Origin of the sequence: Sinorhizobium numidicum (genome assembly GCF_029892045.1) — a bacterium.
GTDB classification, from domain to species: Bacteria; Pseudomonadota; Alphaproteobacteria; order Rhizobiales; family Rhizobiaceae; genus Sinorhizobium; species Sinorhizobium numidicum.
In genome coordinates, this window is record NZ_CP120369.1 from 188,123 (window position 1) to 213,016 (window position 24,894).

A 24,894-nucleotide genomic window follows, 5' to 3' on the forward strand; every position below is an offset into this window, starting at 1 on the left:
AATGGCCTTCAAAATCGTCGCATCCCAATGCACCCAGTGCGGTGCCTGCGAGTTCGAATGCCCTTCCGACGCGATCGAGTTCAAGGGCGAGAAGTACGTGATTGATCCCAACAAGTGCACCGAGTGCGAGGGAGTTTTCGAGTTACAGCAATGCGCCTCGGTATGTCCGGTGCCGAAGACCTGCGTGCCGGCTTAAGCGCCAAATGCATGGCCGGGCGGCCTTGAGTCTTCCCTGTGTAACCGTAACGACGAAAAGGAATGGCCGATGGGTCTTGGACGCGAAGAGGAGGTCGAAATCCACAATCCTCCACGATTTACGCCGGGTGAGCGGGTCCGTGCCACACGCCACATAAGAAATGACGGCACCTACCCCGGCAAGGAAGTCGGAGAAAGCCTCGTTAGGAAAGGCGACGCGGGTTTTGTGCGCGATGTGGGAACCTTTCTCCAGCAGTTTTACATCTATGCCGTCGAATGGATTGATCGCGGCGTCGTTGTTGGAATGCGTGCACGTGAACTGATGAGCCTCGACGAGGTCTCAACTCTGGCAACCGCCGAATGCACTGATCGGAGCAAAGGAAAAGCCAGATGAAAGTAACAATCCGCAGAACTGGCAACGACTTATCAGCGTATGTTCCCAAGAAGGATCTGGAAGAGCCGATCGTCGAGATTGAGAATGAAGGCCTATGGGGCGGCTTTGTGGTGCTCAGGAACGGCTGGCGGCTCTTACTGCCCGATCTTCCGAAGGACACCCAGCTACCGGTCACCGTCGAGGCGAAGAAGATGGTGAATGATGCCGCGCGAAAAGAAACCTCATGAATACAACACTGGCTTCCGAGCTTCGTCGTTCGGAATAGCCATCCGAACGCGCGTTGACCCGGCGTGGATGAACCTGTGCCCTCGAATGCCTCCAACAGCACTGTTGCCTCCGATCTGCTTGGCCCCTGGTTGCCATCTTGCCTTGGAGCATCCGTTCCCTTTTGCCGCCGATGCGCGATCCGCAAGCATACCGACCTGCCGCAGTGCGCCTGCCGGTCGAAAAGCCACTAAGATCCCGTCCGCGCAGTCGATCCCGCGGGTGCCTGTGCGCCCAGCCCGCTAACGAAGGAACCCACCATGACTGCTGCAGAGGCAAGTATCCTGTGGCGTGGGGAATTGAAGTCTAAGCATCTCGGCGAGCCGATTGGCACACGCGAAGGTTCGACCAGCGTGAACAAGGGCATCACCCGCTTCGGCCTCGGCGTTCCAATCGGCCTGCACAAGCGTGATTGCGAAGATAACGTGATGGTCGCCGACGCCAAACGATCCATAAACATTAGACCGAGGGCATAACTCTTGAGCGATGCATTTCTCCTGGGCCCCATTATACTTGGTGCGCGTAGCCTCGGCCCGTCCGTCAGCCTGGATCGGTCTGGGCCGCCTAGAGCTCCCACGAAAGAGAAGATGGTATGACGTCCAATAAATTCCCAGTAGAAGCTAGCCATATCATGATGTTTGCGCGTGCCATTGGCAACGAGAGCCCTGTATACATGGACGCATCAGCGGCGCAGCGGGAGGAGGCCGCTGGCATCATAGCCCCCCCCACCTTCGTCGCTGCTGCCGCGCAGTTCGATCCCGATCCTGATGATACGTTGAGGCCCAGACCTGGGCAGCCATGGTTGGGTTCTGGCCGGAATCCGAGCGGTATAGACCGGCCGGACTCTGCGAGCGGGGGAGGAGCTTTGCACGCTGAGCAGCACTATGAGTACCACCAGCCCTTGCGCGTTGGTGATGTGCTAACTGTCTCCCATCTGCCGGGAAGGACTTGGGATAAGGAAGGTCGCCGTTCGGGCAAGCTAACCTTTTCGGAAACCCTGACCGAGTATCGTAATCAAAACAACGAATTAATTATAACCGCTCGCTCGGTCGGCGTGCGTACAGAGCGCCCGGTCGGCTAGTCAGCTAAGAACGAGTTAGGAGTAGAGAATGCCGCTATACGCCAGTAGATTGAAAGTAGGCGATGTCCACTCGGTTCGTCTAGTGGAAGATCTCAGTCGAACCCAAATTGTTCAATACGCGGGAGCCTCCGGCGACTATAATCCATTACATACGGACGAAATTTTCGCGACCAAGATTGCCGGTTATCCAACGGTGTTTGCGCATGGCATGTTGACCATGGGCATAACCAGCAAGATGTTAACCGACTATGTTGGAGAGACGCGGCTCACTAAGTATGGCGTTCGCTTCACGAATCCAGTTTGGCCAGGCGATTCATTGGACGCCAAGGCGACCGTGAAGGCGCTCATTTCACGTAATGGCGAGAACTTCGTTGAGCTCAGCGTTTCCACTACCAATCAGGATGGCGTGGAGGTCCTGCGAGGTTACGCTGAAGCACGAATTGACCCCTAAGGCGACGGCGGCAGCGAGGTTTGCAAAAGGTCGAGTTTTCCGCGCCCGTACATCTGCCGTTTGAAGCTTCAGCCTGGTGATCTGAGCTTCTGTCCGTGCGTTGGACCACGATTCGGTGATCGCCAATCAAACGGCGGCGTGTTCATGAATAATGCCATTGGCGAAGGACGCCGACGACCTTCTTGCGGGTCATAGAATGGAAGCCGTCGATTAAGCATCGCGATTCCACCCGCATGGCAGGCCCGCCTCTATGGCGGCAATCATCACCATATCAGCCTTGCTCAGATGATCGCGCGCCGTCGTCATCAGCCGCGCGATCGTTCTGGCTGATGGCACCCTGTGCAACTGTTGATCGCAGGCCAGCAAGGAACGGCTCGACGAAATCGCCCCAAAGGTTGCCTAACAGCAAGCCCGGAGATGACGTATCCTACCCTGAACCCATGGCATGCCGATCGACAATAATCTTCTGGAGCGTGACACCGGAAGAGCTGGCTGTTCAGCGATACCGTCGATGGAGCAAAGGCAAGCTCCGTCATCGACAGCCTGATGTTGACCTGCGCGCCTGTGGCGTCGAGCCGTTAGACTAGCCTGGTTGCGCCACGTCCTCACCGGGTTGCCTCAGCTCACCAAAGACGCCGATATCATCGATTTTCTGCACTTCCACGTGTCCAAAGTCACAGCATCGTGAACCCGACGCAGCGCCTGCGTTTGAGGGCGATCGATCATCCCAAGAGACGTCAGCGTGCGTGGAAATGAGCGCTTGCGTCCGCATCGTTCTTGTAATGACAGGAGCGGTGGCCGTGTTTCGTTGGGTGAAGCGCTAAAGACTTCGGCATTGCCTGCTATCGCTCTTGTAGCTTCACGTGGTAGTTCAAATGGGCGGGCCGTGCGGATGGTGGATGGGCGGCACCCCGCCAGTATCTTCCCCAATCCTGACGCGCGAGCAGCTCGGAGCGCTCACGGACATAGCTAGGCGCGGTCGTCGGATAACCGGCCGGGAGGCGCCATTTCCGGCGATATTGTTCGGGCGTGAGACCGTATTTCGCCATCAGGTGCCGTCGCAACAACTTGAACTTTTTGCCATCTTCCAAGCAGATGATGAAATCCTCGGTACCCGGCTTCCTGACCGGAATTGCGCGGCGCCATTCTTCAAAGACAGGCTCCTCCTTAGACTTGGGATGGCCGACAGGCGCCACTTAGACTAGTGCCGCATGGGTCCGCGCGATCGCATGCGATATCTCGACAAATCAAGACGACATATGGACCATATAGGCCGCAACCGGCGTAAGCTCGAGACTTCGCTCAGCGGCGTCCGAACGCGGGTTTGGCAATTGCCCCTCTCCGGTCAATTTGGAGACCGCTGAAGTAATGCCAAGCAAACACGCCAGAGAACTCGGATTGGTTCATGGAAAACGCAAAGAATGCGACGAAGAGGAGTGAGGCTGACGCGTTCAGACCCGGTAATCCGTTCCGCTGCCCTGGCGTTCGTTCCTGCTCACGCATACGGAAGCCATCACCGCCTCGCCGTTTTCGTTGAGATAAGTCCCCTCTTTGCTACACCTCTCGTGTGGTTATATTTGCTCCTTAATGGGACGTTCCGGAAGATTGCAAGTATTGAAAGCTTTAATTTCATCCCATTGAACCCGTGGAAGCGAGAGCTGCGGCTTAACGGCCTTGATCTCAATCAGCTCCGGCTGCAGCGATCATGTCCCAGGAGATGGTGTAGCTTCGGCGATTGCCGTGCTTTCCGGACGGAGCCGGGAATGGATCAGCTTGCCGCAGCAGGCAGGCTGATGAGCGGATCATCGCTCATTGCAGCGATGTCTCAAGGGACAAGTATCTGGAGCGCTGGACGGCCCACTCGTCATTCTGTTCGAGCAACAACGCGCCGACGAGGCGGACGATGGCGTCGTCGTTCGGAAAGATGCCGACGACCTCAGTCCGCCGCTGATCTCTCCGTTGAGGCGTTCGATGGGGTTCGTCGAATGCAACTTGGTCCAGTGCTGCTTGGGATGTAGGCAAGCACGTCCTGTTCGGCGCTGTCCATGAGACCGGCGAGCTTGGGCACTTTCGGTCTGATCTGGCCGGCGACGTTGCGCCACTGCTGGCTGGCGGCTTCCGGCGTATCCTGAGCGAATGCCGTGGCGATGAAGGCGGAGACGACGCGCCTACCGCTCTTTCCGGCATGGGCCAGGGCATTGCGCATGAAGTGCACGCGGCAGCGTTGCCAGGTGGCGCTGAGCACTTTGGAGACGGCGGCCTTGATCCATTCATGGGCATCGGAGACAACCAGCTTGACGCCGCTGAGGCCGCGTCTGGTCAGCTTGCGCAGGAACTCCGTCCATACCGATCTCCATGCCCAGGACCTCGCGGCGGCCGTCCGTGTTGACACCCACGGCGATGATGACGGCGACGGAGACGATACGGCCGCCGCGCCGGACCTTCAGGTAGGTGGCGTCGATCCAAAGATAGGGCCAGTCGCCCTCGATGGGTCGGGTGAGGAAGGCCTTCACCTTGTCGTCGATCTCTTCACACAGGCGGCTGACCTGGCTCTTGGAGATGCCGCTCATGCCCATCGCCTTGACCAGATCGTCGACCGAGCGGGTCGAAACGCCCTGGATGTAGGCTTCCTGGATCACGGCCGTCAAAGCCTTCTCGGCCATGCGGCGCGGCTCAAGAAAGCTCGGGAAATAGCTGCCAGTGCGAAGCTTCGGGATACGCAGCTCCACCGTCCCGGCACGTGTTTCCCAGTCGCGCTCGCGGTAGCCATTGCGCTGGGCAAGCCGAAAGGCGTTCTTCTCGCCATAGGCCGCGCCCGTCTTCGCGCCGACCTCCAACTCCATCAGCTTCTCGGCGGCAAAGCCCATCATCTCGCGCAGTCAATCCGCGTTCGCACTCAACAAGCGAGCGCAGGTTCATCATCTCGTCGGTCATCGGTGGTCTTTCCATCAGGTTGAGCTTGAACAACCCGACCCTACCGGAAAAACACTGATGGCCACCCCGCCAGCTACACCACTCCCTGGGACGTCATCCTGCAGCACGCTCTGGCAGCGAAATACCTGACTTCGTCAGGCACTATCGCACTCAGCCAACTCGATCCATTAATTCGGATTGAATAGTCTTTACGGTGTACAGCGATGAATCTAAAGGCAGGTCCCCAAACGCGACCTGACAAAGGAGATAGTTTGCACCCGCCCGTTCCAGCTGATCAAGTAGAGCCTGTCGCACAAAAGCCGCCGTTCCCACCACGCACAATTCACTTTCGATTGCTGCATCGAAGGTCAGGGGCAGATTTGGTGGAAATGGGATCGCATTGAGGTCGTACAGGAATTTGAAACTTTCAAGCCATCGTTCGAAAGCAGGAGCCGCGAGCGAATATGCATGGTCTGGAGACCGTCCGACCACAATCATGCGAAGCAATCCGAGAAATGACGCTTGGTTGTTCGTGTCGGTTTTGTGTCCTTCCTCGGACCGGAAAGCGTCAGTAATCTTGCGAACAAACGAAGCGGGTCCTACACACGCGATATTTGCGCCGTTTGCAGCGGCCCAACGTGCAGACTCGGGTCGGGTGGTGGCGATCCAAGTCGGCGGGTGCGGACGTTGATAAGGCTCCAAGGTCAAAGGGACGTCGTTTAGCTCGAAGTGGTGGCCGCGGTAGGAAAGAGTGCCGCCCCTCATCGCCTTCATCAGGATTTCGCTGGCCTCGAGATAGCGTCCTGGCACCGCGTCCGCATCAACCCCGAAGTAAGCTAGCTCGATTGGAAGAGAGCCGCGCCCCATGCCTATCTCGGCCCTACCGCCGCTCAAATGGTCAAGCATGCAGATCTCCTCGAACGCACGCAGCGGATGACAAAGGCTGAGCAGCATGACAAGTGGGCCAAGACGAAGTTGGCGGGTGCGCTGCGCGACGCTCGACAAGAACAGATTGGGCGATGGGCCTCTCCCATGCGGCGAACAATGGTGCTCCGCTAGATGGTAAGCATAAAAGCCGAGCCGATCACACGCTTCCGCTAGCCTGAGACGGTCTGCGTATTGTCTTCCAATGGCGCTACCGTCCTCGTCCAAATGGTCGAATATGCCGAAAGCAAGCTTTGAAGGAAGGGCTGTTCTCATTACTGTCTCCGATTTTGTCCCCGGGAGCCCCGGACCTTGATCGGAGCGAAGTAAGACGCGGGACCTTTCTTGGCTGAGCATCACTGCTCTCTTTGAGCCTGCCTTTGGGTAGCGCCGGCGGAAGCCAGATCGTTGAAGCTGACCACGCTACGCACGTCCTTTGCAAACTCGGCTATTGCTCACTTGTCCTTCAGTGCTTCTGCCGACGAAAACTCTCCGTCACCAGCGACCTTGTTTCAGGTTTTTCGGTCGAATGGAGGGACGCCTTGACCTACGACGCGTGCAAGCGACCGGCCATGCGGGTTAGCTTTCCCGCGGGAGTGGGTAGGCTGCTCAACCATTCGGGGAGATCATTCTTGCGGTCGTTGCTCTCTGTCCTATTACCGCGGTCTTTTCGCACGCGCATAATGAGGAGAGCCACGAAGCTGCTATACCGCCGATCTTCGAGACATCTCAGCTCCTATAATGTCATCGACAGCTGCAAGAAACCCATCCATTTGTGGTTTTGTCCCAATGCTAACGCGAATGCAATCCTCCAAACTTTCATCAGGAAGGACTGCCACGAGTATCTTTTTCCGTTTCAAGGAGGTTTGCCACCAGGTGCCGTCTCGTCCTGCTGGCACACGCGCCAGCAAGAAGTTCGCATGGGAGGGCGTTGTAGAGAACCCAAGTTGAGACAGCGCGACGCGCACGCGCTCTCTCTCAAATTTAATATGTCTGTGGTTTTCATCGTAGGCGGCGCGGTTGGCAAGTATACTGACGCCGACCGCATGGCCGATCACATTCATGTTGAACAGGTTCTGGATGTTGCGCAGCCTCCCTATAACCTGAGGATGACCGAAGCCAAAGCCAACGCGAATGCCGGCCGCCGCATAGCTCTTCGAGAACGTTCTCAAGACCAGAAGGTTCGAATAGCGGTTAATCAGACGCAGAGCGCTGTCAGGCGCAAAGTCCACATAGGCTTCATCCAGGACGATCAACCGGTCAGATTGTGCGACGAGGCCTTCAATATCCGCAATCGGGACAAATGTTCCGGTCGGGTTGTTCGGATTAGCCAGCAGAATGAACTTGGCCTCCTTTGCAGGACCGAAAAGCAATTTGTGTATCGGCAACAAGCAAGATTCGCCCCATTTGATTTCAAGCAATCGAGCGCCTTGCAACAGAGCGAGCTTGCGGTTGTATGCAAAGCCAGGGGACAACATCGCGACACGGTCACCCGGGTCAAGGAATGCTTTGTATATGAGCGAAAGAAGTTCGGACGAGCCGTTACCGGCGATCACCTGATCCGTGGAAAGGTTGTATGACGCCGCAGCTGCCTCCCTCAAGCTGATGTTGTCATCCTCTGGATATAGATACTGTCGTTCGAGAGCAGCAAGAGCGCTCTGCATTACCGCTGCCGGCAATGCAAATGGATTCTCATTTGTGTTTAGTTTGACACACCCGGCATCTGGTACCGGGCTCGACGGAAGAGAATCTAGCTGTCTGTAAACCTCCGCAAGAGACGAAAGTACGCTTTGCAGTTTTGCATCAGACATAGTTTTTCTCCCTTTCAACGCGCCGAGTATAATCGCCTTGTCCGACTGTAACCTCTAGTAGATTACCAGTTGCAGTGCATATTATCGACTCAAGCTTTAATGGCTTGTTCTATATTGCAGCTATATCACTTCAGTAAAATCATTTGTTCGCATTCCAGCTATTGATTCCATGGATAGAACGACGTTTAGGATTTTCGATTGCTCCTGCGTTGGGCTCGAAGCCTGCCGGGGCTCTTCTTGAGCGCACCCGGGCCGAGCCCTTATGGTCTCTGACAACGGGTGCTGGGCGGCGCGACCTCGAGCGGTTCCGGCTTTGACTGATCGGAAGGGTTTCCGCTTTAGTCCGTTTTATGATTATGGGATGGCCCGCCCTCCCGAAGCGGACCAGCTATGATCGCGCTGGTTTGAAAAGGAGAGGACGGACCAATGTCGATATTTGTGCTTGGAATTGACCTCGGCAAGAACTCCTGCAGCGTTGTCGGCCTCGATGAGGCTGACGCCGTTGTCCTGCGTCGACGGCTTCGGCGGGACGGCGTTGCCGAGTTCGTTCGCAAGATGCCGCCTCTCGTTGTGGCGCTAGCGGCCAAGGCCGCCCGCATCGCCTGGGCAGTGCTGCGCAATGAATGCACCTTCGAGCCGGCGATAGCGGCGGCGTAGGAAAGCGACGAGCATCGGCGGTCGACGAACGGCCGCGGCAATCTGCGGCATGTTAGGAAGATGGCCTGACAGTCGAACGGCAGCTTGGAAACCTGGGTGAATTGAACGGTCGTCTGGGACCGGTGTGATTATGAGGACCAGGCTGCGCGGATCTCCATCTTGGCCGAGGCGAAAATCAGAGACCGGATACGTTGACGCAGACTGACCAGAGGGATCTTTAAAAAAAACTTGCGGACGCGGCGGGCAATACATTCAAGGTCCTGGCTGGAGCGGAGGTCAGCATCTGATGACGCGACCTCTTTCGAACGATCTTCGTGAACGTGTTGTTGGCGCCATTGAGGCCGGGGAAAGCTGCCGATCGGTGGCGGCTCGTTTCGGCATTGCCATATCGTCGGCGGTGAAGTGGGCTCAGCGCTACCGTTTGAGTGCGTCTGTGGCGCCTAAGATGGGCGGCCACCGCAAGCATGTGCTGGAGCCGCACCGTGCATTCATCGCGGAGCGGATCAACCAGACGCCGCATGTGTTGCACGAGCTGAAGCAAGAGCTGGCGGCGCATGGGGTTAGGTATCGCACGATACCGTCTGGCGGTTCCTGCGCCGCGAGGGGCTGCGGTTGAAAAAAAGCTGTTCGCCCTTGAGCAGGCCCGTGCTGACATTGCCCACCGGCGGCAACGCTGGCGCTCGTGGCATCCGGTCTCAATCCGATACGGCTGGTGTTCATTGACCAAACCTCGATCAAGACCAACATGGCCCCGCTCTATGGCTGGGGACCGAAAGGCAAGCGCCTGCGCGGCTTTGCCCCGCACGGCCAAAGGCGCACGCTGACCTTCTCGGCGCTTTGCGCCACGACCGGCTCACTGCCCCGTGCGTCTTAGACGGCCCGACCCAATCGCTCGCAATTGGCCATTGGAAGGCGATCCCCTGATCTTCAAGCGCACGCTCGGAAACGCCAATGTCACCTCGCTGGTCGAGCGCAAGAGCCGCTACGCGGTGATGATCAATGGCAGCCGCCACTCGCAGCCGCTCATCGACAAGATCATCGATACCTTCGCACTGCTGCCCGCCAGCGGTACCGAGTTTCGCGGTTCAGGGCTTTGGAAGATGGACCCGGCGCCAGGAGCTGGTTTCTGCGATCCGAACTCACCGTGGCAGAAAGGGGCGGTCGAGAGCACCGACAAGCGCATCTGCCGCTTTGTGCCGAGCGATACGGACCTTCCGCCGTCAGCCAGCAGCAGCTGGTCGCCGTTGCCCATCATCTGAACTCGCTGCCGCGCAAGTGCCTGGGCTACCGCACGCCCCCGAAGTCTTCGGCACATTTGCGCCAATGCGGGTAATGCCCTACCGTCCCCTCGTCATTGTTGCACTTGTACTAGGCTCTCCAAGCAGCATTTTCGAGACGCGACAGTCGTCGCCTCTAGGAATGCTGGTCAAACGTCAACGTTTGGAAGGAAGACTGGCGAGCGTGGCTGAGACCATTAGCGTTCGGAGTCGTCATTTTGTTTGATCACCATGTCGCAGAAAGAATTGCATCGTCTTGAGCTCATCCAGCAGATTCGCGGGCGTAGCCTGACTGTCGTCGAGGCGGCCGCGCAACCGGCGTCACAGCAAGGACACCCGCAACACGGTGCTCGACCTGGTGCGTGGGCATAACGTGGATCTTGGACCGACCTGGCCGCCGAGAAGCTGATTGAACGTTACCGGATTCATAAGCAAGGAGACGCTGCGTCAGAGGATGATGGAAGCTTCGTCCCCAAAGAAGACATGGAAACCGCGTTCGCCCGCCTCTCGAGCGGGTGAAACGGCGGCGCGGATATTTCGACCGCAGAATGGTCAGGGCGCGTGCCGGTACGGCATATCGGGCCGATCTGACACGGTTTCTGGACGGGGCGCTGGATGCGCCGCCTCTGCCGGAGGACACCTCCTGATTTGCCAAACCGCCTCGCCTCGCCTTTCCGGTGGGGGGCGACAAGGTCTAACCGCGAGTTAAGTGAATGATGCCGATGCGAAACGATCAGCGCCGGCTCAACCAGATAAAACCCAGCTTTTAGTAGTGTCGATCCAGAGGCCAGGGAGACGTGGTGCTCAGGGGATGTGACGCGCGAGATCTGCAGTCCTACCCATCAGCGCTTCCATCGGTCCTCGCGGGAAGACGCGCAGCCAAAGCACCGCGAACGTGCTTATAACCACGATGAAGCCAAAGAGCATGGACAGGCTCCCGTCTCGACCCATATCTATTCCCACAATGTGCAGGAGATAGGCTATTCCCAAAATGTGCAGGACATAGGCCGTCAAAGACATCGAGCCGACCGCGATTATTGGCCAGACCAGCTTTCGCAGATGCGGGAGCGCATCCATGGCGAGCCAGCAAGCCGCCAAGACCATCATTGCGCAACCGGTGCTTCCCAGGATCGAGAACGTCGTCTCGCTATGAGGTGAGGCAGCCAATGGCGAGGGCTTCAAAGCGGCAGCAACAGGCAGCAAAAGCTGCGCGAGGGAGGATCCTCCATAGCCCAACACGGCCAGCGCGCCCCCGGCTAGACCAAGGCGCCAATGCATTGCTTGCGTACTAAGGCCAAGGCGCGCAATGGCCATGCCTGCGATCACGAAAGGAACCCAGGTTATCGCGGGATAAGTGCCGCTGACCATGAGCGCGGATACCGGATCGTCCGAGCTCCCGGCGGACTCAAGGCGGAAGTACACTTGCGGGAGAATCAAAGCGGTCCCCCAAGCGAGCAAGCCGAGCTGCGGTGCGCTCAGCCGATACAGCGGCAGGACCAACAAGAAAAAGATTCCGTAGTAGTGCAGGATGACGGCGACCTGCGCATTAAGGTAGTTCAGGATTGAGCCAAGCGAGAGCAAAACAAGGGCGCGAATTGCGACTCTTGCAATGGCCTGTCTATCGGCTACCCCCGACTTCGGCGCCGTGCGACCGGTAATCAGGACGATCGAAAAACCGGCCAATACGGCAAACAGGGCGGACGACCGTCCATGGGTTAGTTCCATCAGATTCCCGACTAGTCCTCCTTCGCCGGGGTCGGGACCGACATGGGCGGCATACATGCCGAAGACAGCCAGGCCGCGAGCAAGGTCGATGCCGAGCAGCCGATCTACGGCTGACTCGCTCGCGCCCTGAATCGCCACGTTTTTGACCATGGTGAGTTCCTTCCTTGGTTGTGTCGAATGCGGGGACCCGCGACAGGAGAGCCGGTCGGCTGCCGTCGTCTCACCCTGAAGGGTCCAAAGATCGTGCCAATCTGGCGGATAAAGCCGGCGACAGAAGTTTATGCTTGCTGTTCAGCCCTTTAGTCTGCGGCCAACAACAGTGATCACGGCAGTGGCGGCGTTCTGCTTTCGGGCTGCTGGTCTCACAGCAGGGGAAGTTCTACGAACTGCATGCTGCGGAGGGCAGGAAGCTAACCGTCTGGTTCAGGTACCAGATTGCAAATAGCAGCAAAACGCCTGCCAGAACAAAGTGAACGGACTTCCAACGTACTTTCATTGCTATTCCTCGTCATTCTGGGACGACCTTGCCGCGGAGATCCGCGAACGTGCACGGCTTTCCTTCGGCGCGGTGAATTGGAGCTCCGCACGAGAGGGATGGCATGCAATACGAACGTCTCCGCGGGGCGGCGAGCCCCGGCCGCGCTGGGCAACGACCGCCCGTCTAATCATGTTTTTGAACTGGCGATGAAGTGCCTGCCACGTAGAGCGGGGGCACTACGACCATGATAATCTCTTGAAAGTCACAGTTATCCTGACCTCCGTTTTTGTTGGCCACCTGGCCTGTCCAGGGTGCGGGATAAGCACTCGCAAACAGCTTGCGACGACTTCTTCTCGATCGCTAAGGATTGGGGAGAACCTTGCTGTATCGTGTCTGACGAGGAACGGTTCATCACCATGGCTCTAAGGCCCAATGTCGCATGTTCGACACTAAGCGTTGTTGAGCTGGAGAACGAGTATTTGGGCGGAGAAATTATCCGCGAGTGGGTTGGTATCCTCTTCGCTAGTTCATGAAGTCTCCCGTCTGGTTGTGCCAATAACCACCCTTTTGGCAGCCGTAGCTGACAGCAGCCTGAAGCTACCGGCGATTTGCGCAAAGGCATTCCAGCGTGGTCTCGAGTTCTCTCGATAGAACTTCCCCTCGACCCGGCAGCCCTCGGCACATTTGATGCGAAATGCTTCTCCTTCCGTTGAGCTCGCCATAGAAGCCGTTGCAGACGCCGAAAATATCACCTGCGTCTATCGATGCCGTAGCGGTGCACAAATGGGAAGCATGCGAATGATGATTGGGCAGACGAAAGGCCGACTCCTATTGCATTAAACCAATGGCGGAAAGCCAGGAACATCGCGAAGCTTTCCAGGAGCGAGTCAGGAGCGGGTGTTACACACCCAGGCGCATGAACTGGATCGCAGAAAGCCCAAGGTCCCGTCAGTTCTCGCCAGGATTACTGAACCCGCATTGAACAGAATGGGGAAGATCATGGGTAGGTCGCAGCTGTGGCAGGTCACCTTTTCGCCGGAACGCCTCTTGTAGGGAATGCGGTCGCTTCGTGCCCGTCGCAAGCCAGAGATAGCGCCTTCCACCACCATGATGAGCAGCACTACGGCAGCAGACCCGCTTTCTCCGAGAGTGCCGAGGCGGACAAGGCTCGCGCCGGCGTCGTTTCGACATGAGGCCACCTCACGTATCCTTTGAACATGCAATGGCGTGAAATGTCACTGATCGACGGTTACTCCGCCTCGAGTCGTTACACCTTTGAGCGTATTTTTCGCGTAGTGACATGCATCACCTGCCGAGCGCAGGTCAAGGAGGCGAGAAACCCTCATATCCAAGTTTCGCACAGCCGTAACCCTCATCGAAATTCGATGGCGGTTGCTTGCGCTTGCAAACGCGGTTTGCATATCGGGGCTGGGTAATACCCCCACTGGTCTGCGTGCACCCCGAGATGATCGCGCACGCAAGGGCTGTCGCTACAACTATCTTCATGGCCGACCTCCATCGAACGATGGCTAGATCAATGCCCGCTAACGGGGCAGTTGGCTTTGACCGAGATCAATTGAGCGCGAGGTGGAGTGCGCCCCTCGAACTGGACAGATCGGGATGAGAAATTGACCGACCTACCGGGTTTCCGGAAAGAAGACCCATGGCAAAATACCGCAGCCACAGCGTCGAATTAAACGCCAAGTCGTGCAGGACAGCTCGCATGCGGTGTTCGACGGTGGGACAATAACCCATCTCCCGAAAGCGGCGTTAAGAGATGCGCTTAGGGTTTGGCTTTCGCCAATGGACGATAAGTACCGCATACTCTTCGGGAGTTTTGAACACGGCACAATCCCGGCGTCGTCTTGGCGAACCGCACGCGAAGAGCTGTACCGTCTGAGCAGAAGGATGCAGTCGCGCCGGTGGTTGTAAGTCGGCCCATCGCATGCGGACGAGTCACTTGGTCCGGTCCACTACAGTTTTCAATTTCCTGAGGATGTCGGCTGCGTCTATGAAAGCGTCCCTGACCTCGTCCACGGATAGGTCGCGCGCGCGCTCTGACGACAGCCGGAGATCAATCAAAACGTCGCGCACGCTGCGTATTTCTGCGACGCCAGTCTGCCGGCGCATGTCGCGGATGGTATCGATCGAGCGGTCTAGGAGGCGGCTGATCTCGTGGTGAGTGAGTTTGTCGACCTCGTTTGCCGCCCTGACTAACTCTGCAATAAAGTCGGTCGTTAAGCACATGATTTCAATCCTGCAGGCTCATTCTTGCGTCGTTGACTGTCTGATGCCAACATTCCGACAGCCACGTGCCGAGGCCGGCCGCGCCGCTGAATATTCCTCCGTTGGCTGACCCTGTGCAGCTACGTGCTCGCTTCACCAACTCGCCATACTCAACCCTTTCTTGCTATTGAAGCGGTCTCATGCTGGAGCTTCGCGATCGAAGCAGCCACAAGCTCGATGCAGGCAAATGCTGCCGGTTTTGCACCATTCGGTAAGACTGACAAAATTGGTTTTTTGGATGAGATCGATCCATCTCCGTTATAGATACACCAGGTCACGCGTTGCAAGGGGTGTTGACTAGGTCTCTCGCACTGGAACCGCGTTGCTCACCCAAATGCTTGGCCGCATTCACGCAAAGCTCGGAGTAGAGACAACTATGACTACGGCGCAGCGTGGCAGCTCTGCTTTAGCACCGCAGGTCTTGGGTTTGGGAAACAGGAAACAAAGAATGGGATTTGACATCTCGCATGTCCGAGCCCCGACGATCTCGGACCAACGACATCGCCCAATGGAGCTACCCTATTGGTTTGTAGAGATGTTCTCTTTGGTATGTACATGCGTGGTCATCCGCAAGCAAGCAAAGTCTAGAGCAGAAGCATGTTCTCCTGCTGGTTCTCGCACGACTTCACTTCCCCCGCTGGTCGCCACGCATATCACCCGTCAGGTTGAGAAATTGCCGCCTGTCCCCTCCTTAGGGCTCGCATCACCTCAAATCTCTTGATGGTTGCGTTCTGAATCCCCGCACCGGGCAATACCAGCGAACCGCCTAAAGGGTGACCTCGGCTTCAAAATGGCGCCACTTGAAATTTCTCACGGACAACGTCTTGGCGAACGAATTGCACGAAGCTCCTCGTCGCCAATCTGCACCCACTCGCCACCGCCGTTCATGGACATGATTCCACCGCGGGGAAGCGGAGGCCAACCGTGCATAGTTCAGTCGGATGTTGAACAATGTCGAACATGCGACATGAGGCCTTAGATTCATGTTGCTGTTTATAAACCGTTTTTCGCTTGGCGCACTATGTGCAACGTTCATCGTAAAGCCTCAGGGATTGAGAGAAAATTTGTCGCAAGCTGATTGCGAATGTCTATTCAGCACTCTTGCCACGGCCGGGTGGACCGACCGAAGAGAAGGTCAAGAAATGTAAGGTTCCGCAAAACTCATCACAATGACAGCGCCTCAATCGGGTGAGGCTGGCGCGTTTGTGCCTGTCTACGATCCATTCAGAGGCGGGCTCAATTGCCGGGCAATGCTGTTCATACGAGCGCCGGACATGCCTGCCCCTCGGCGGGCTTGCTCGGCGTCTACCATGGCCTGGATCAAGCGCTGGAACGCCAGGCCACCACAGGAAATCTCCTTCGTTAATGCAGTTTGGAAAACGCACTCTTATGGACAGCTTACATCCCGCTTCTCCGAAAGTATTTGTATCTGTTGTTTCCCGCTTTGCCCAATCGGCAAAAGAATGCCCGGGCCGTCCCGCCGTGTATTTCGGCGAAGATTACCTGACGTATGGAGAACTGGACGATCTCACCAGTCGACTTGCCGCCGCGCTTGGCGTTCATGGCTGCACACGGGGCATGGCAGTGGCGGTGTTGATGCCGCGTGGCCCAGCGCTGCTTGCTTATATGCTAGCGATATTTCGGCTGCGCGCGGTCTACGTACCCCTGGACACGGCATACCCCACCGATCGGCTGCGGGGCATGGTTGAACGCAGCGAATGCGCCATCCTGGTTACCACTCCAGACGATTTGGAGCTTGCGCAGGCAATTGCGGGAACCGCTTCGGTCGTCAATGCCGGCCTAGCCACCTCGATACCCGCCGCGCCCACAACATTCCTGGATGTGCAGCCGGGTGATGCTGCCTATGTCATTTTCACGTCCGGAACCACCGGCGGACCAAAGGGCGCGGTGCTCACACATGCCGCGTTGGCCAACCACCTCAATGCCAAAATTGCGGATCTCAGCCTTTGTGCGACCGACCGCGTTGCTCAAACGGCTTCCCACTGCTTCGACATATCACTCTGGCAATTTTTGGCAGGCCTACTGGTCGGTGGAGCCATCGACATCTTGCCTTCCGCTGTTATTGCGGATCCTCGCCAATTATCAAAAGCTTTGCACGACCGGAGGATCACGGTAATTCAGTTCGTGCCATCGCTCTTGCGTGCCTACCTCGTTGCCACCGAAGGCGAGAGCACACCTCAGTTTGAGAACCTGCGCTGCATCTCAACTGTTGGCGAACCGCTGTCACCCGATCTATGTCGCAAATGGCTGACGCACCATCCGAAAGTTCCCATCCTCAATCATTATGGCCCAACGGAGTGCGGCGACGGCGTCACGCACCACTTGGTAACACAGCCGCCAGCCGCCAATGAAACCTACGTACCGATCGGCCGACCTATTCCCGGGCTTCGTGTCTACCTTGTCACGCCGGACAGTGATCCTCTGAAACTTACATCGAGAGGAGAAGTTGGGGAGCTATGTGTCAGCGGTGCTGGCGTCGCTCGGGATTACATCAATGACCCGGAACGCACTGCTGCCGTTTTCGTGGCGAATCCGTTCGACGATACGCCTAGCCACAGCCGTTTGTATCGGACCGGTGATTTGGCTCGCATCCGTGCCGATGGTTTGCTCGAGTGCCTTGGCCGAGCGGATCGGCAGGTCAAGGTACGGGGCTACCGTGTGGAATTGGCAGAGATTGAAACTGTTCTCAACAGCCATCATGGCGTCATGGGAAGCGCTGTAGTCCTGCATCGAAACCAACATCGACGGGCGAAACTCACCGCCCGTGCAAAACTGGGGCGGGGAAATTGCGGTGAAAATGCATCAGCCGTCGATGCAGATCCTCTGCCCCCTCGCCTGATTGCCTTCGTAGTTCTGCGCGATCACTGCACTTTGCGACATCTGCAAGAGCATCTGGGCCGATACTTGGCGCCGTACATCATGCCGGATCAAATTTTTGAAGTGCCGACACTCCCACTCAACGCAAACGGTAAGCTCGACTACGGCCGCCTGCCGATTCCAGATGGAATGCGCCCGCTGTCCGATGTTGCCTTCGTATCGCCACGATCAGAAATCGAACGACAGCTTGCGAACCTTTGGGAGCAGATCCTGTGCGTGGCTCCTGTCGGGCTCGACGACGCCTTCATCGATTTGGGCGGCGATTCGCTGCGAATGATGTTGCTCGCTAACCGGGTTCACCACCTTTTTGGTCGCCAGATACAACCGGGCCAACTTCACCGTTCCACGGTCCGGGAGTTGGCGCGGAAGATCGAGGAGGGCGCCGAGACACAGTTGCCTCCCATTATCCGCATTCCTGCCGCGGCGACGAAAGTGGTGCCGCCAACATATCTTCAAACTCACCTGTGGTTCCTCTGGAAGCTCGACCCCCAGGCACGAAACTACGAGCTTCGGACGGTCGTCAATCTTGAGGGTTCCTTGGATCGCGGTGCATTCGAGGCGGCCTGGACTGATTTACTCCATCGTTTTGATACGCTGCGGGTGAGATTCCTGGAGAAAGATGGCCATCCCCTGATGGCCTTTGACGGGCCGCTACCTCGACTAGAGTACCAAGATCTCTCGTCCTTGCCTTCAATGGCCCAATCCGAGCACGTCGCGGCAATTCAGCGGCAACACAACGCGCAACCGTTCGATTTGGCGACTGGCCCACTCCTTCGGACCACCCTCGTTCGTAGGAACGAGCGCCGGCACGAGCTATACCTAACTACCCATGAGATCATCATGGACGCATGGTCGCTTTCGGTGTTGGCGCGGGATCTGCGACGCCTCTACGAGAGTCATACGGTTGGCCACGCCGCAGCTTCGCCAGCAATGCTTGAAATTGGCCTCGGCGACTACGCTCTGTGGGAAGCAAAAAATCTCACCCCTGATCGCTACAATGTTCAAGGGACATACTGGCAGCAGATGTTAAGCGGAGAATTACCGGTCCTCGAGCTGTCAAGCGATCACGAACGCCCCCGACACCTCACATATACCAGCCACGCCCAAGGGCTGGCATTGGATGCGGGCGTGACGGCCGCGCTCCGCCGTGTGGCTGCTGACAACCGGTCAACATTATTCGCAACACTTCTGGCAGGGTTTGCGATCGTGCTGGCGCAATATGCCGGACAGGACGAGGTCGTAGTTGGCGCGCCTCACGTAGTCAGGCAGCGCCCCGGTACCGAGCAGCTTCTTGGCTTTTTCCTCAACATGCTGCCGCTGCGGCTGAAAATCGACGACACGGAAACGTTCAATACGTTGGTAAAGGGCGTACAGGAAACTGTTTCGGACGCCATCTCCCATGGCGACTATCCGTTCGGGCGGATGCTGGAGACCCTTAACATTGCACGACGCAGCAACATATCACCGGTCTTTCAGGTCATGTTCAACATGTACTCGGAGCAACCGGAGGAAGTACACGGAGACGGCGGAAGACTGACCATCACCGTCCGTGAACTGGAGCTGGGTTACGCCAAGTACGATCTGATACTCTACGCGCAGGAGGAAGGGGACGGCGTCTATCTTCAACTGACATATTGCAAAGAGATCCTCGAGGCACCTCAAGCCGAGCGGATCCTGCGCAATTTGGAACACACGTTGAAGCATTGCGTCGCAGCGCCCGACGCACCGCTCAGTTCTCTCGGACTATTGCACGAGAATGAAGTGCGATTTCTTGCGTCCTTCAACGACACCAGCCGCGATTTCGGTTGTAAGGCAACCTTACGTGAACTGTTCGAGGCCCAGGTGCAACGCACTCCAGAACACACCGCCTTTTTCTGGAACGGAGGCCGAATTTCCTACGCTGAACTGAACGAATCGGTCGACCGTATTGCCAATGGGTTGGCTGGTCTGGGGGCACGCGCAGGTGATCGAATAGCAATCGCGACAGATAGGGGAATTGCAACGCTGGTGGCGCTCCTTGCTTGCGTGAAGGTGCATGCCGCATATGTCTGCTTAGGGCCCGAGTTGCCGCAAGCTCGCGCTGTTCACATCTTACGGGCAACATCCCCGAAGGTCCTGCTGACCGACAGCGAAGTTCACGCTTCCTGGGCATGCTACGAAAACTCGCCATGCCAGGTGGTTTCACTGAATGCCCTCTCGGGAACCGCTCCGATAGGGGGGGTGCCTCGTCCGGTCTTGCCTCATGACATCCTGCACATCGTCTTCACGTCAGGAACGACCGGGGAGCCGAAAGGAGTGCTCGTCCCGGCGTCGGCGTGCCTCAACCGTTTGCACTGGATGTGGTCAGAATTGCCGTTCCTTGCCGGTGATGTTGCAGTGGTCCAGAAGTCCGCAACGCTTGTCGCAAGCACTTGGGAAATTTTCGGTCCGTTGCTGCAGGGGGTTCCCGCTTATTTGCTGTCCCGAGAGGAGCTTGTCATACCAGAACGGCTGCTGTCCGTGCTTGAAAACCATAAGATCAGTCATCTCCTCGCCGCCCCACCCATCCTGGATGGACTGATCATGGCGCGCTCGACCGGCGGTCCGTCTGCAAGTGCGCTTCGGCTGGTTGCTAGTAGCACTCAGGCACTGCCGCCTGACCTCGTCAAGGGCTGGAGGCTCGCGTTTCCAGCCACAAATCTTTTTAATTTCTATGGCTCGACCGAGTGCAGTTCCAATGCCGCCTGGCACCAAGTGGATTATTCAATTCCGCTTGATTTAGGTAACATTCCTATAGGTCGACCGATTGCAAATGTGCAATTGACCGTGAGAAGCAGGAAGCTGGAACTTATGCCGCGCGGGGCACTGGGTGAGTTGTGCGTCACAGGCGCATGCCTGAGTCTTGGGTACATCGATAACATAGAGCAAACGGCAACTCGGTTCGAAATGATGCAAGACGGCCAGTTGCTCTACCGGACAGGTGATCTTGCTAGATTCCGGGAGGATGGGACGCTGGAGCTTCACGGCCGCGCTGATGACCAAGTCAAGGTGAATGGTTACCGCGTCGAACTCGACGAGGTCGCGCATGCGCTCCGCTCGCACCCCGCCGTAAGCGATGCCGGGGTCGCGTTGCATGCCATGCCGGATCGGGGCGGCCTCCTGGTGGGCTATGTGGTCAGCACTGCCGATCTCCTCGATGAGGCCGACCTTCTGGCATTCACACGGGAAATACTACCAACATACATGGTGCCAGCGCGCATTATGCGCATTGATGAACTGCCTCGCAATCCAGGTGGCAAACTGGACCGTCGCGCCTTACCACTGCCAACTGCGATGTCCGCCGGCAAAGGAAGGACACCGCAAACGGTGACCGAGGTAGCCCTCGCGGAGATTTGGGAGCGTCTGTTGGGTTGCGAAGAGGTTTCAGCCGAGGACGAGTTCTTCGCTCTTGGGGGAACTTCGATCCTAAGTGTGCGATGCGTGTCCGACGCCAGCCTTCGTGGCTTGCGCTTTACCGTCGGCGAACTCTACGATAACCCTCGACTGGCCGATCTGGCGAGTCTCATTGACGCACACGGGGATGCTCTGCCCACTGAGACTACATTCGATCGCGTCAAATCGGAGAATGTGGCCCCGCCTTTTTCGCCCACCATGCGTTTCTTCAGCCAGCACATGGGCTACGATGAGCACTTCAATTTGTACGGCCTGTGGAAATTCAGCGCGGGAGAGCTTAATGGAACGCTCTTATCGCAAGCCGTTGCCACGCTGGGTGATGAGCATCCTATGCTTCGTACCCGGCTCGTTCGCTCAGACGGGACTCCGGCGCGCACGCTCCCGACCGACGACCCGCTAACGTTAGAACGTATCACACTCCCCGCCGATTTGCCCGAAATGTGGGAAGAGATCGTGTCAGAAAAAACCGAACAGGCACAGTATGCCTTCCGGTTCGACGGTCGCACCCCCCTCCTCAGGGTGTTACTGTTCGAGGGGGGCCAACCGCAGACACAGCGAAGCTGGCTATTCATTCTCGTGCATCACTTCCTTACAGATGGCTACGGTTTTCGTCTGTTAATTGGGGAACTGGAACGCCTCTATAGGACTGTGGCGGCTGGTCTAGAGGTCAAGCCAACCGCCCTCACAGGACACGCCAGTATAGCCAATTGGCTTAACCTCCTTCGCAATCATGCGATAGATCATGCCGAGGAAGAGCTTGAATACTGGGAAACCCGACCTTGGGCAGCATTAATGCCCTCCGGTTCGCCACTGGCTCTAGCGGCGGCGCGTTTTGGAGGAGACCCAACGCCATCCGATCCTGTCGGCGCGCGTCGCATGCAGGCGTTGTTGCGGGCCGGCGAAGTGGACAACCACGAATTCTTGCGGTTGTGTGAATCCCAAGCGACCCGATTTCTTAGCATCCCTCAAGTGGAAACCGCTGCACTGCTGGGGTTTTCTGATCGTGCTGGGATAGATGGGCTGGATCTTATTCTATTGGCTTTTTTGCGAACACTAGGTGGCGATCGTCCAACGCTTGGACTTTACGTGGACAGCCTTACGGCCCTGCGCGCCCCTGTGTTGGGCGGTGTCGATCTATCAAATAACCTTGGTATCTGCTGTGAACTCTTGCCAATGCCACTGGTAGTCGATGGCACTGAACCAGCGATGGCCCAATTGCGCTCTGTAGCCGCCCAACGTCGCCGGATACCCACCCTTGGCCTTGGCCTGCGTGCTCTCCAAGCATTTCATCCTGACGAGAGAGTGGTGGCGCGCGCGGCGCGATTGCCAACGCCGCGTGTTTTGATCAATTTCCGTGCTCCTCTGGCGGCCATCGGCGGGCGCCGTTTTTTGGGGCAACAAGAGGCGCCGTTATGGTGTGGCGAAGATATGAATTTTAACAAGCACCATTGGCTTGAGTACTCAATCGACGAAGTGAATAGCTGTTTGCGCATAGTGCAACAACACAACTATTCTCGTATTGATGGATCATCTGCCACCTCAACTGCAAACAAATTGCAGAACAATCTGACGGGAATCATTCGCGAGATTTGCATTAAACAATAAAAATGCCCAGCCGACTCCGGCTTCCGACGCTATTCTACCTCAAAGCAGGCGCTCAAATGAAATCGACCCGGTTAGAGCAGCTCGAGAACGATCCCATGGTGCCACTTGTGCTGAGACTTGCCGTTCCAACGATTGTGGGACTTTGCGTCAGTGCGGCCTACCACCTTTTGAATGCTTTCTTCGTTGGACGTCTTGGGGCAGAGGCGGTGGCCGCGCTTGCGGTTACATTCCCAATTACCATGATCCTGACGCTTATCGGGCAAGCCGTGGGGACTGGGGCAGCATCGTCCGTGGCGCGCAGCCTCGGTCGGCATGACCATGCATCCGCAGCAGCATTCGCATTCACAGCAATTGTCTTGGGCTTGGGCATTGCGATATTAGCTTCTGGTAGTATCGCGACCAGCATCAGCGTCCTCCTGACATGGTTTGGCGCTAGCAACAATACGCTGCCCTATGCGGTCGAATACCTGAGCCCGATCCTGTTTGCCCAGGTGCTGCTCGTATTCAACATGATCTGCGGCTTCATCGTCAGGGCCGAGGGGAACACGTTATTCAGCATGGCCACCCAGATTGTGGCATTTGTCTTGAATGCAGTGCTCGATTCCCTGCTGATCGTCGGATTGGATCTTGGGATCGCAGGAGCTGGTTTCGCAACATTGATGTCGCAAGCGGCTGCGTCCGCCGTGTACGTGTGGCATTTTGCGACCGCGTCCGGCGTGGTGAAGCTAGACGGTCATCCAACAACCGGTTCATTGGAGCGTATAGGCGTCATTCTGGGGGCAGGAAGTCCGGCGGCGCTTGCGAGTGTGGCTGGCATTGCTGCCATGTGGCTGCTCAATTCTACTGCCAGCACATTTGGCGACGATACTTTGGCCGGGGTGGGTGTCGCAACGCGGCTGCTTTCCATAGTGGCTCTACCAATCAGTGGCCTGTGCATCGGTGCCCAATCTGCGGTCGGCTACAACATCGGTGCGGGAAGGGGCGACAGAGTGCGGCAGGCATTGGCCGTAATACTGTCCCTATCCTTAGCGTTCTCATCGATGTGCGCGCTCATAGGCATCGGCCAATCGCACGCTTTGGCCGCCTGGTTTGTTACGGAGACCTCAGCTATCGCGGTCGCGGAACGCGCAATTGCTGCATTCCTAGCCGCTTTTGTTTGCTTTCCCGCAGTGGCAGTCACTATTACGCTGTTCCAGGCCAAAGGCGAGGTGACACGGGCATCGCTGCTCGCAATTATGCCCGATGGGCTATTCCTGATACCACTCTTGCTAGTGTTGCCGCGGTGGATGGGCGTCAACGGTCTCATCATTAGTCCCGTTCTCAGTGGGGCTGCTGCTGGCCTGACTGCCGCGCTCGTCCTCTATCGAGAGTGGCGGCGCTTGAGCAGAGATGAACGTTCGCTTCGCGTTCGAAAGCGCAATGCTACTTTCGGCGAAAAGGGCGAATCACCAAATGGGAAACACAAGCCTCTCAAATGAATTTGTGAAGATCTGGCAGATTGATCTGAACGTTCCGACCCACCCGTGGCCGGACTGCCTTGGCTGGTTGGATCACGAAGAGCAGGAAAGATATCATCGTTTGAAGCATCGGCACGACGCTCGAAGGTTTGCAGCGGCGCACGTGGCCCTACGCGAAATCTTGGCCGGTTGCTTGCTTATCGAGCCCTGGGATGTGAAACTTGCGTACAGCCGATGGCGTCGACCATACGTTCTCGGAGGGCCTCTTTTTTCGATGAGCCGGAGCGGCGATCTGGCACTTGTCGCTGTCTCTCACCAGCCTTTGCTCGGCGTCGACGTCGAATGCCTCGACCAAGCGGTTGAATGGAGCTGGCTTGAGACCATTTGGTCGCCGGCAGAATGGCGACGGCTTCGGACGAGGACGAATGCTCCTGAACTACTGTTGCGCCTTTGGGTTCGTAAAGAAGCCGCAGTAAAGGCTCTGGGACTCGGACTTGCCCACCCCCTGTCGCAGGTCGTGGTTCCACTCTCGGGACAAACTGGCCCCAACGGTGCGCGTCTGTGGCTTCGGAACGAGCATGGAAGCCACTGCTGGCACGTATACGACTTACCAACAAAGGTTGGTTTCATCGGATCGATCGTAACGGCGCGGCCTGTCGCTCCTGAGAGTCTGGCCGTGCATGGATTCCCCGCCGCAGGTGATTGGAGCGGCGCCGTTACCAAAAGCACAGGTTCGTTTGTTGCGCCGCAGCACCCCGGCTCGACCGCTCGCGCCTAGAGCGTTTGGCCTCCATGCTAGATCGTATCCGCGGGAATTGAAGTAGTTTCTGCATTTGTGGCTCGACAAGAACGGCCAACTTGAGTTTCGGCATGCAATTTTTCAGTGCCGATTGACAGTGCGGCAACTGCCGGAGCGTCGTGCGAGACCAGGCCGCGGCACCCCCGACGGCGACGGTCGCCGCTTCAGCCCGGAACTCAACATTTCTTCATCGTCCTGACACTGTGGGCGAACGCAAGCAGTTCGGGCACTGATGGTGTGGATACCC

The 24,894-nt window shown here is 57.2% G+C and carries 13 protein-coding genes and 9 pseudogenes; 14 read left to right on the forward strand and 8 right to left on the reverse strand.

Features of this window, described 5'->3' with window-relative positions:
* Position 1 precedes the first annotated feature (1 nt).
* From PYH37_RS30055 to PYH37_RS30080, 6 genes are all read left to right on the forward strand, one after another.
* Entirely contained in the window at positions 2-196 is a 195-nt protein-coding gene (locus PYH37_RS30055; RefSeq protein ID WP_280663526.1) for a 4Fe-4S dicluster domain-containing protein, read from the forward strand.
* A 69-nt stretch (positions 197-265) separates the two neighbouring features.
* Positions 266-589 (forward strand): nitrogen fixation protein NifZ, encoded by a 324-nt coding sequence (locus PYH37_RS30060; RefSeq protein WP_280736323.1) that lies wholly within the window; start codon positions 266-268, stop codon positions 587-589.
* Entirely contained in the window at positions 586-816 is a 231-nt protein-coding gene (gene nifT / locus PYH37_RS30065; RefSeq protein ID WP_280736322.1) for a putative nitrogen fixation protein NifT, read from the forward strand. Before PYH37_RS30060 ends, nifT begins: the two co-directional genes overlap by 4 nt.
* 297 nt (positions 817-1,113) lie before the next feature.
* Complete coding sequence (locus PYH37_RS30070; protein ID WP_280736321.1) at positions 1,114-1,329, forward strand: hypothetical protein; 216 nt, start codon at positions 1,114-1,116, stop codon at positions 1,327-1,329.
* Positions 1,330-1,445: 116 nt separating this feature from the next.
* Positions 1,446-1,934, forward strand: a complete 489-nt coding sequence (locus PYH37_RS30075) for an FAS1-like dehydratase domain-containing protein (protein ID WP_280736320.1) — start codon at positions 1,446-1,448, stop codon at positions 1,932-1,934.
* A gap of 28 nt (positions 1,935-1,962) precedes the next feature.
* Positions 1,963-2,385: a MaoC/PaaZ C-terminal domain-containing protein gene (locus tag PYH37_RS30080; protein WP_280736319.1), complete on the forward strand. Its 423-nt coding sequence runs from the start codon at positions 1,963-1,965 to the stop codon at positions 2,383-2,385.
* On the opposite strand, the pseudogene PYH37_RS30085 reads toward PYH37_RS30080, so the two are convergent.
* A pseudogene (locus PYH37_RS30085) lies at positions 2,382-2,757 on the reverse strand (ISL3 family transposase); the annotation flags it as partial. The gene PYH37_RS30080 and the pseudogene PYH37_RS30085 sit on opposite strands and share 4 nt — an antisense overlap.
* On the opposite strand from PYH37_RS30085, the pseudogene PYH37_RS30090 reads away from it, so the two are divergent.
* Positions 2,744-3,073: pseudogene (locus tag PYH37_RS30090) on the forward strand (IS66 family transposase); the annotation flags it as partial. The pseudogenes PYH37_RS30085 and PYH37_RS30090 overlap by 14 nt on opposite strands.
* A gap of 233 nt (positions 3,074-3,306) precedes the next feature.
* Here the strand turns inward: PYH37_RS30090 and PYH37_RS30095 are convergent.
* The 4 genes and pseudogenes from PYH37_RS30095 to hisC all read right to left on the reverse strand — a co-directional run.
* A pseudogene (locus PYH37_RS30095) lies at positions 3,307-3,545 on the reverse strand (Ros/MucR family transcriptional regulator); the annotation flags it as partial.
* Between the two features lie 608 nt (positions 3,546-4,153).
* Positions 4,154-5,319 (reverse strand): annotated as a pseudogene (locus tag PYH37_RS30100) (IS256 family transposase).
* A gap of 150 nt (positions 5,320-5,469) precedes the next feature.
* Positions 5,470-6,498, reverse strand: coding sequence for an LLM class flavin-dependent oxidoreductase (locus tag PYH37_RS30105; RefSeq protein WP_280736317.1), 1,029 nt, complete (start codon positions 6,496-6,498; stop codon positions 5,470-5,472).
* Positions 6,499-6,926: 428 nt separating this feature from the next.
* Positions 6,927-8,033 (reverse strand): histidinol-phosphate transaminase, encoded by a 1,107-nt coding sequence (gene hisC / locus PYH37_RS30110; protein WP_280736316.1) that lies wholly within the window; start codon positions 8,031-8,033, stop codon positions 6,927-6,929.
* 426 nt (positions 8,034-8,459) lie between these two features.
* On the opposite strand from hisC, the pseudogene PYH37_RS30115 reads away from it, so the two are divergent.
* From PYH37_RS30115 to PYH37_RS32275, 4 pseudogenes are all read left to right on the forward strand, one after another.
* A pseudogene (locus tag PYH37_RS30115) lies at positions 8,460-8,618 on the forward strand (IS110 family transposase); the annotation flags it as partial.
* Between the two features lie 358 nt (positions 8,619-8,976).
* A pseudogene (locus PYH37_RS30120) lies at positions 8,977-9,572 on the forward strand (transposase); the annotation flags it as partial.
* A pseudogene (locus tag PYH37_RS30125) lies at positions 9,563-10,023 on the forward strand (IS30 family transposase); the annotation flags it as partial. The pseudogenes PYH37_RS30120 and PYH37_RS30125, both read left to right, overlap by 10 nt.
* Before the next feature lie 175 nt (positions 10,024-10,198).
* A pseudogene (locus tag PYH37_RS32275) lies at positions 10,199-10,487 on the forward strand (ISNCY family transposase); the annotation flags it as partial.
* Positions 10,488-10,771: 284 nt separating this feature from the next.
* Here the strand turns inward: PYH37_RS32275 and PYH37_RS30130 are convergent.
* The 3 genes and pseudogenes from PYH37_RS30130 to PYH37_RS32585 all read right to left on the reverse strand — a co-directional run.
* Positions 10,772-11,830 carry a DUF418 domain-containing protein gene (locus PYH37_RS30130; protein WP_280736315.1) on the reverse strand — a complete coding sequence of 353 codons (1,059 nt, stop codon included), beginning with the start codon at positions 11,828-11,830 and terminating at the stop codon, positions 10,772-10,774.
* Positions 11,831-14,126: 2,296 nt separating this feature from the next.
* Positions 14,127-14,417, reverse strand: coding sequence for a hypothetical protein (locus tag PYH37_RS30135; protein ID WP_280736314.1), 291 nt, complete (start codon positions 14,415-14,417; stop codon positions 14,127-14,129).
* Positions 14,418-15,090: 673 nt separating this feature from the next.
* Positions 15,091-15,184: pseudogene (locus PYH37_RS32585) on the reverse strand (IS6 family transposase); the annotation flags it as partial.
* A 661-nt stretch (positions 15,185-15,845) separates the two neighbouring features.
* Here PYH37_RS32585 and PYH37_RS30140 point away from each other — a divergent pair.
* From PYH37_RS30140 to PYH37_RS32590, 3 genes are all read left to right on the forward strand, one after another.
* Positions 15,846-22,391, forward strand: a complete 6,546-nt coding sequence (locus tag PYH37_RS30140; RefSeq protein WP_280736313.1) for a non-ribosomal peptide synthetase — start codon at positions 15,846-15,848, stop codon at positions 22,389-22,391.
* A gap of 56 nt (positions 22,392-22,447) precedes the next feature.
* On the forward strand, positions 22,448-23,869 hold the full coding sequence (locus tag PYH37_RS30145) for an MATE family efflux transporter (protein ID WP_280736312.1): 1,422 nt from the start codon (positions 22,448-22,450) through the stop codon (positions 23,867-23,869).
* A gap of 253 nt (positions 23,870-24,122) precedes the next feature.
* Positions 24,123-24,626, forward strand: a complete 504-nt coding sequence (locus PYH37_RS32590; protein WP_425336222.1) for a 4'-phosphopantetheinyl transferase family protein — start codon at positions 24,123-24,125, stop codon at positions 24,624-24,626.
* Positions 24,627-24,894 lie beyond the last annotated feature (268 nt).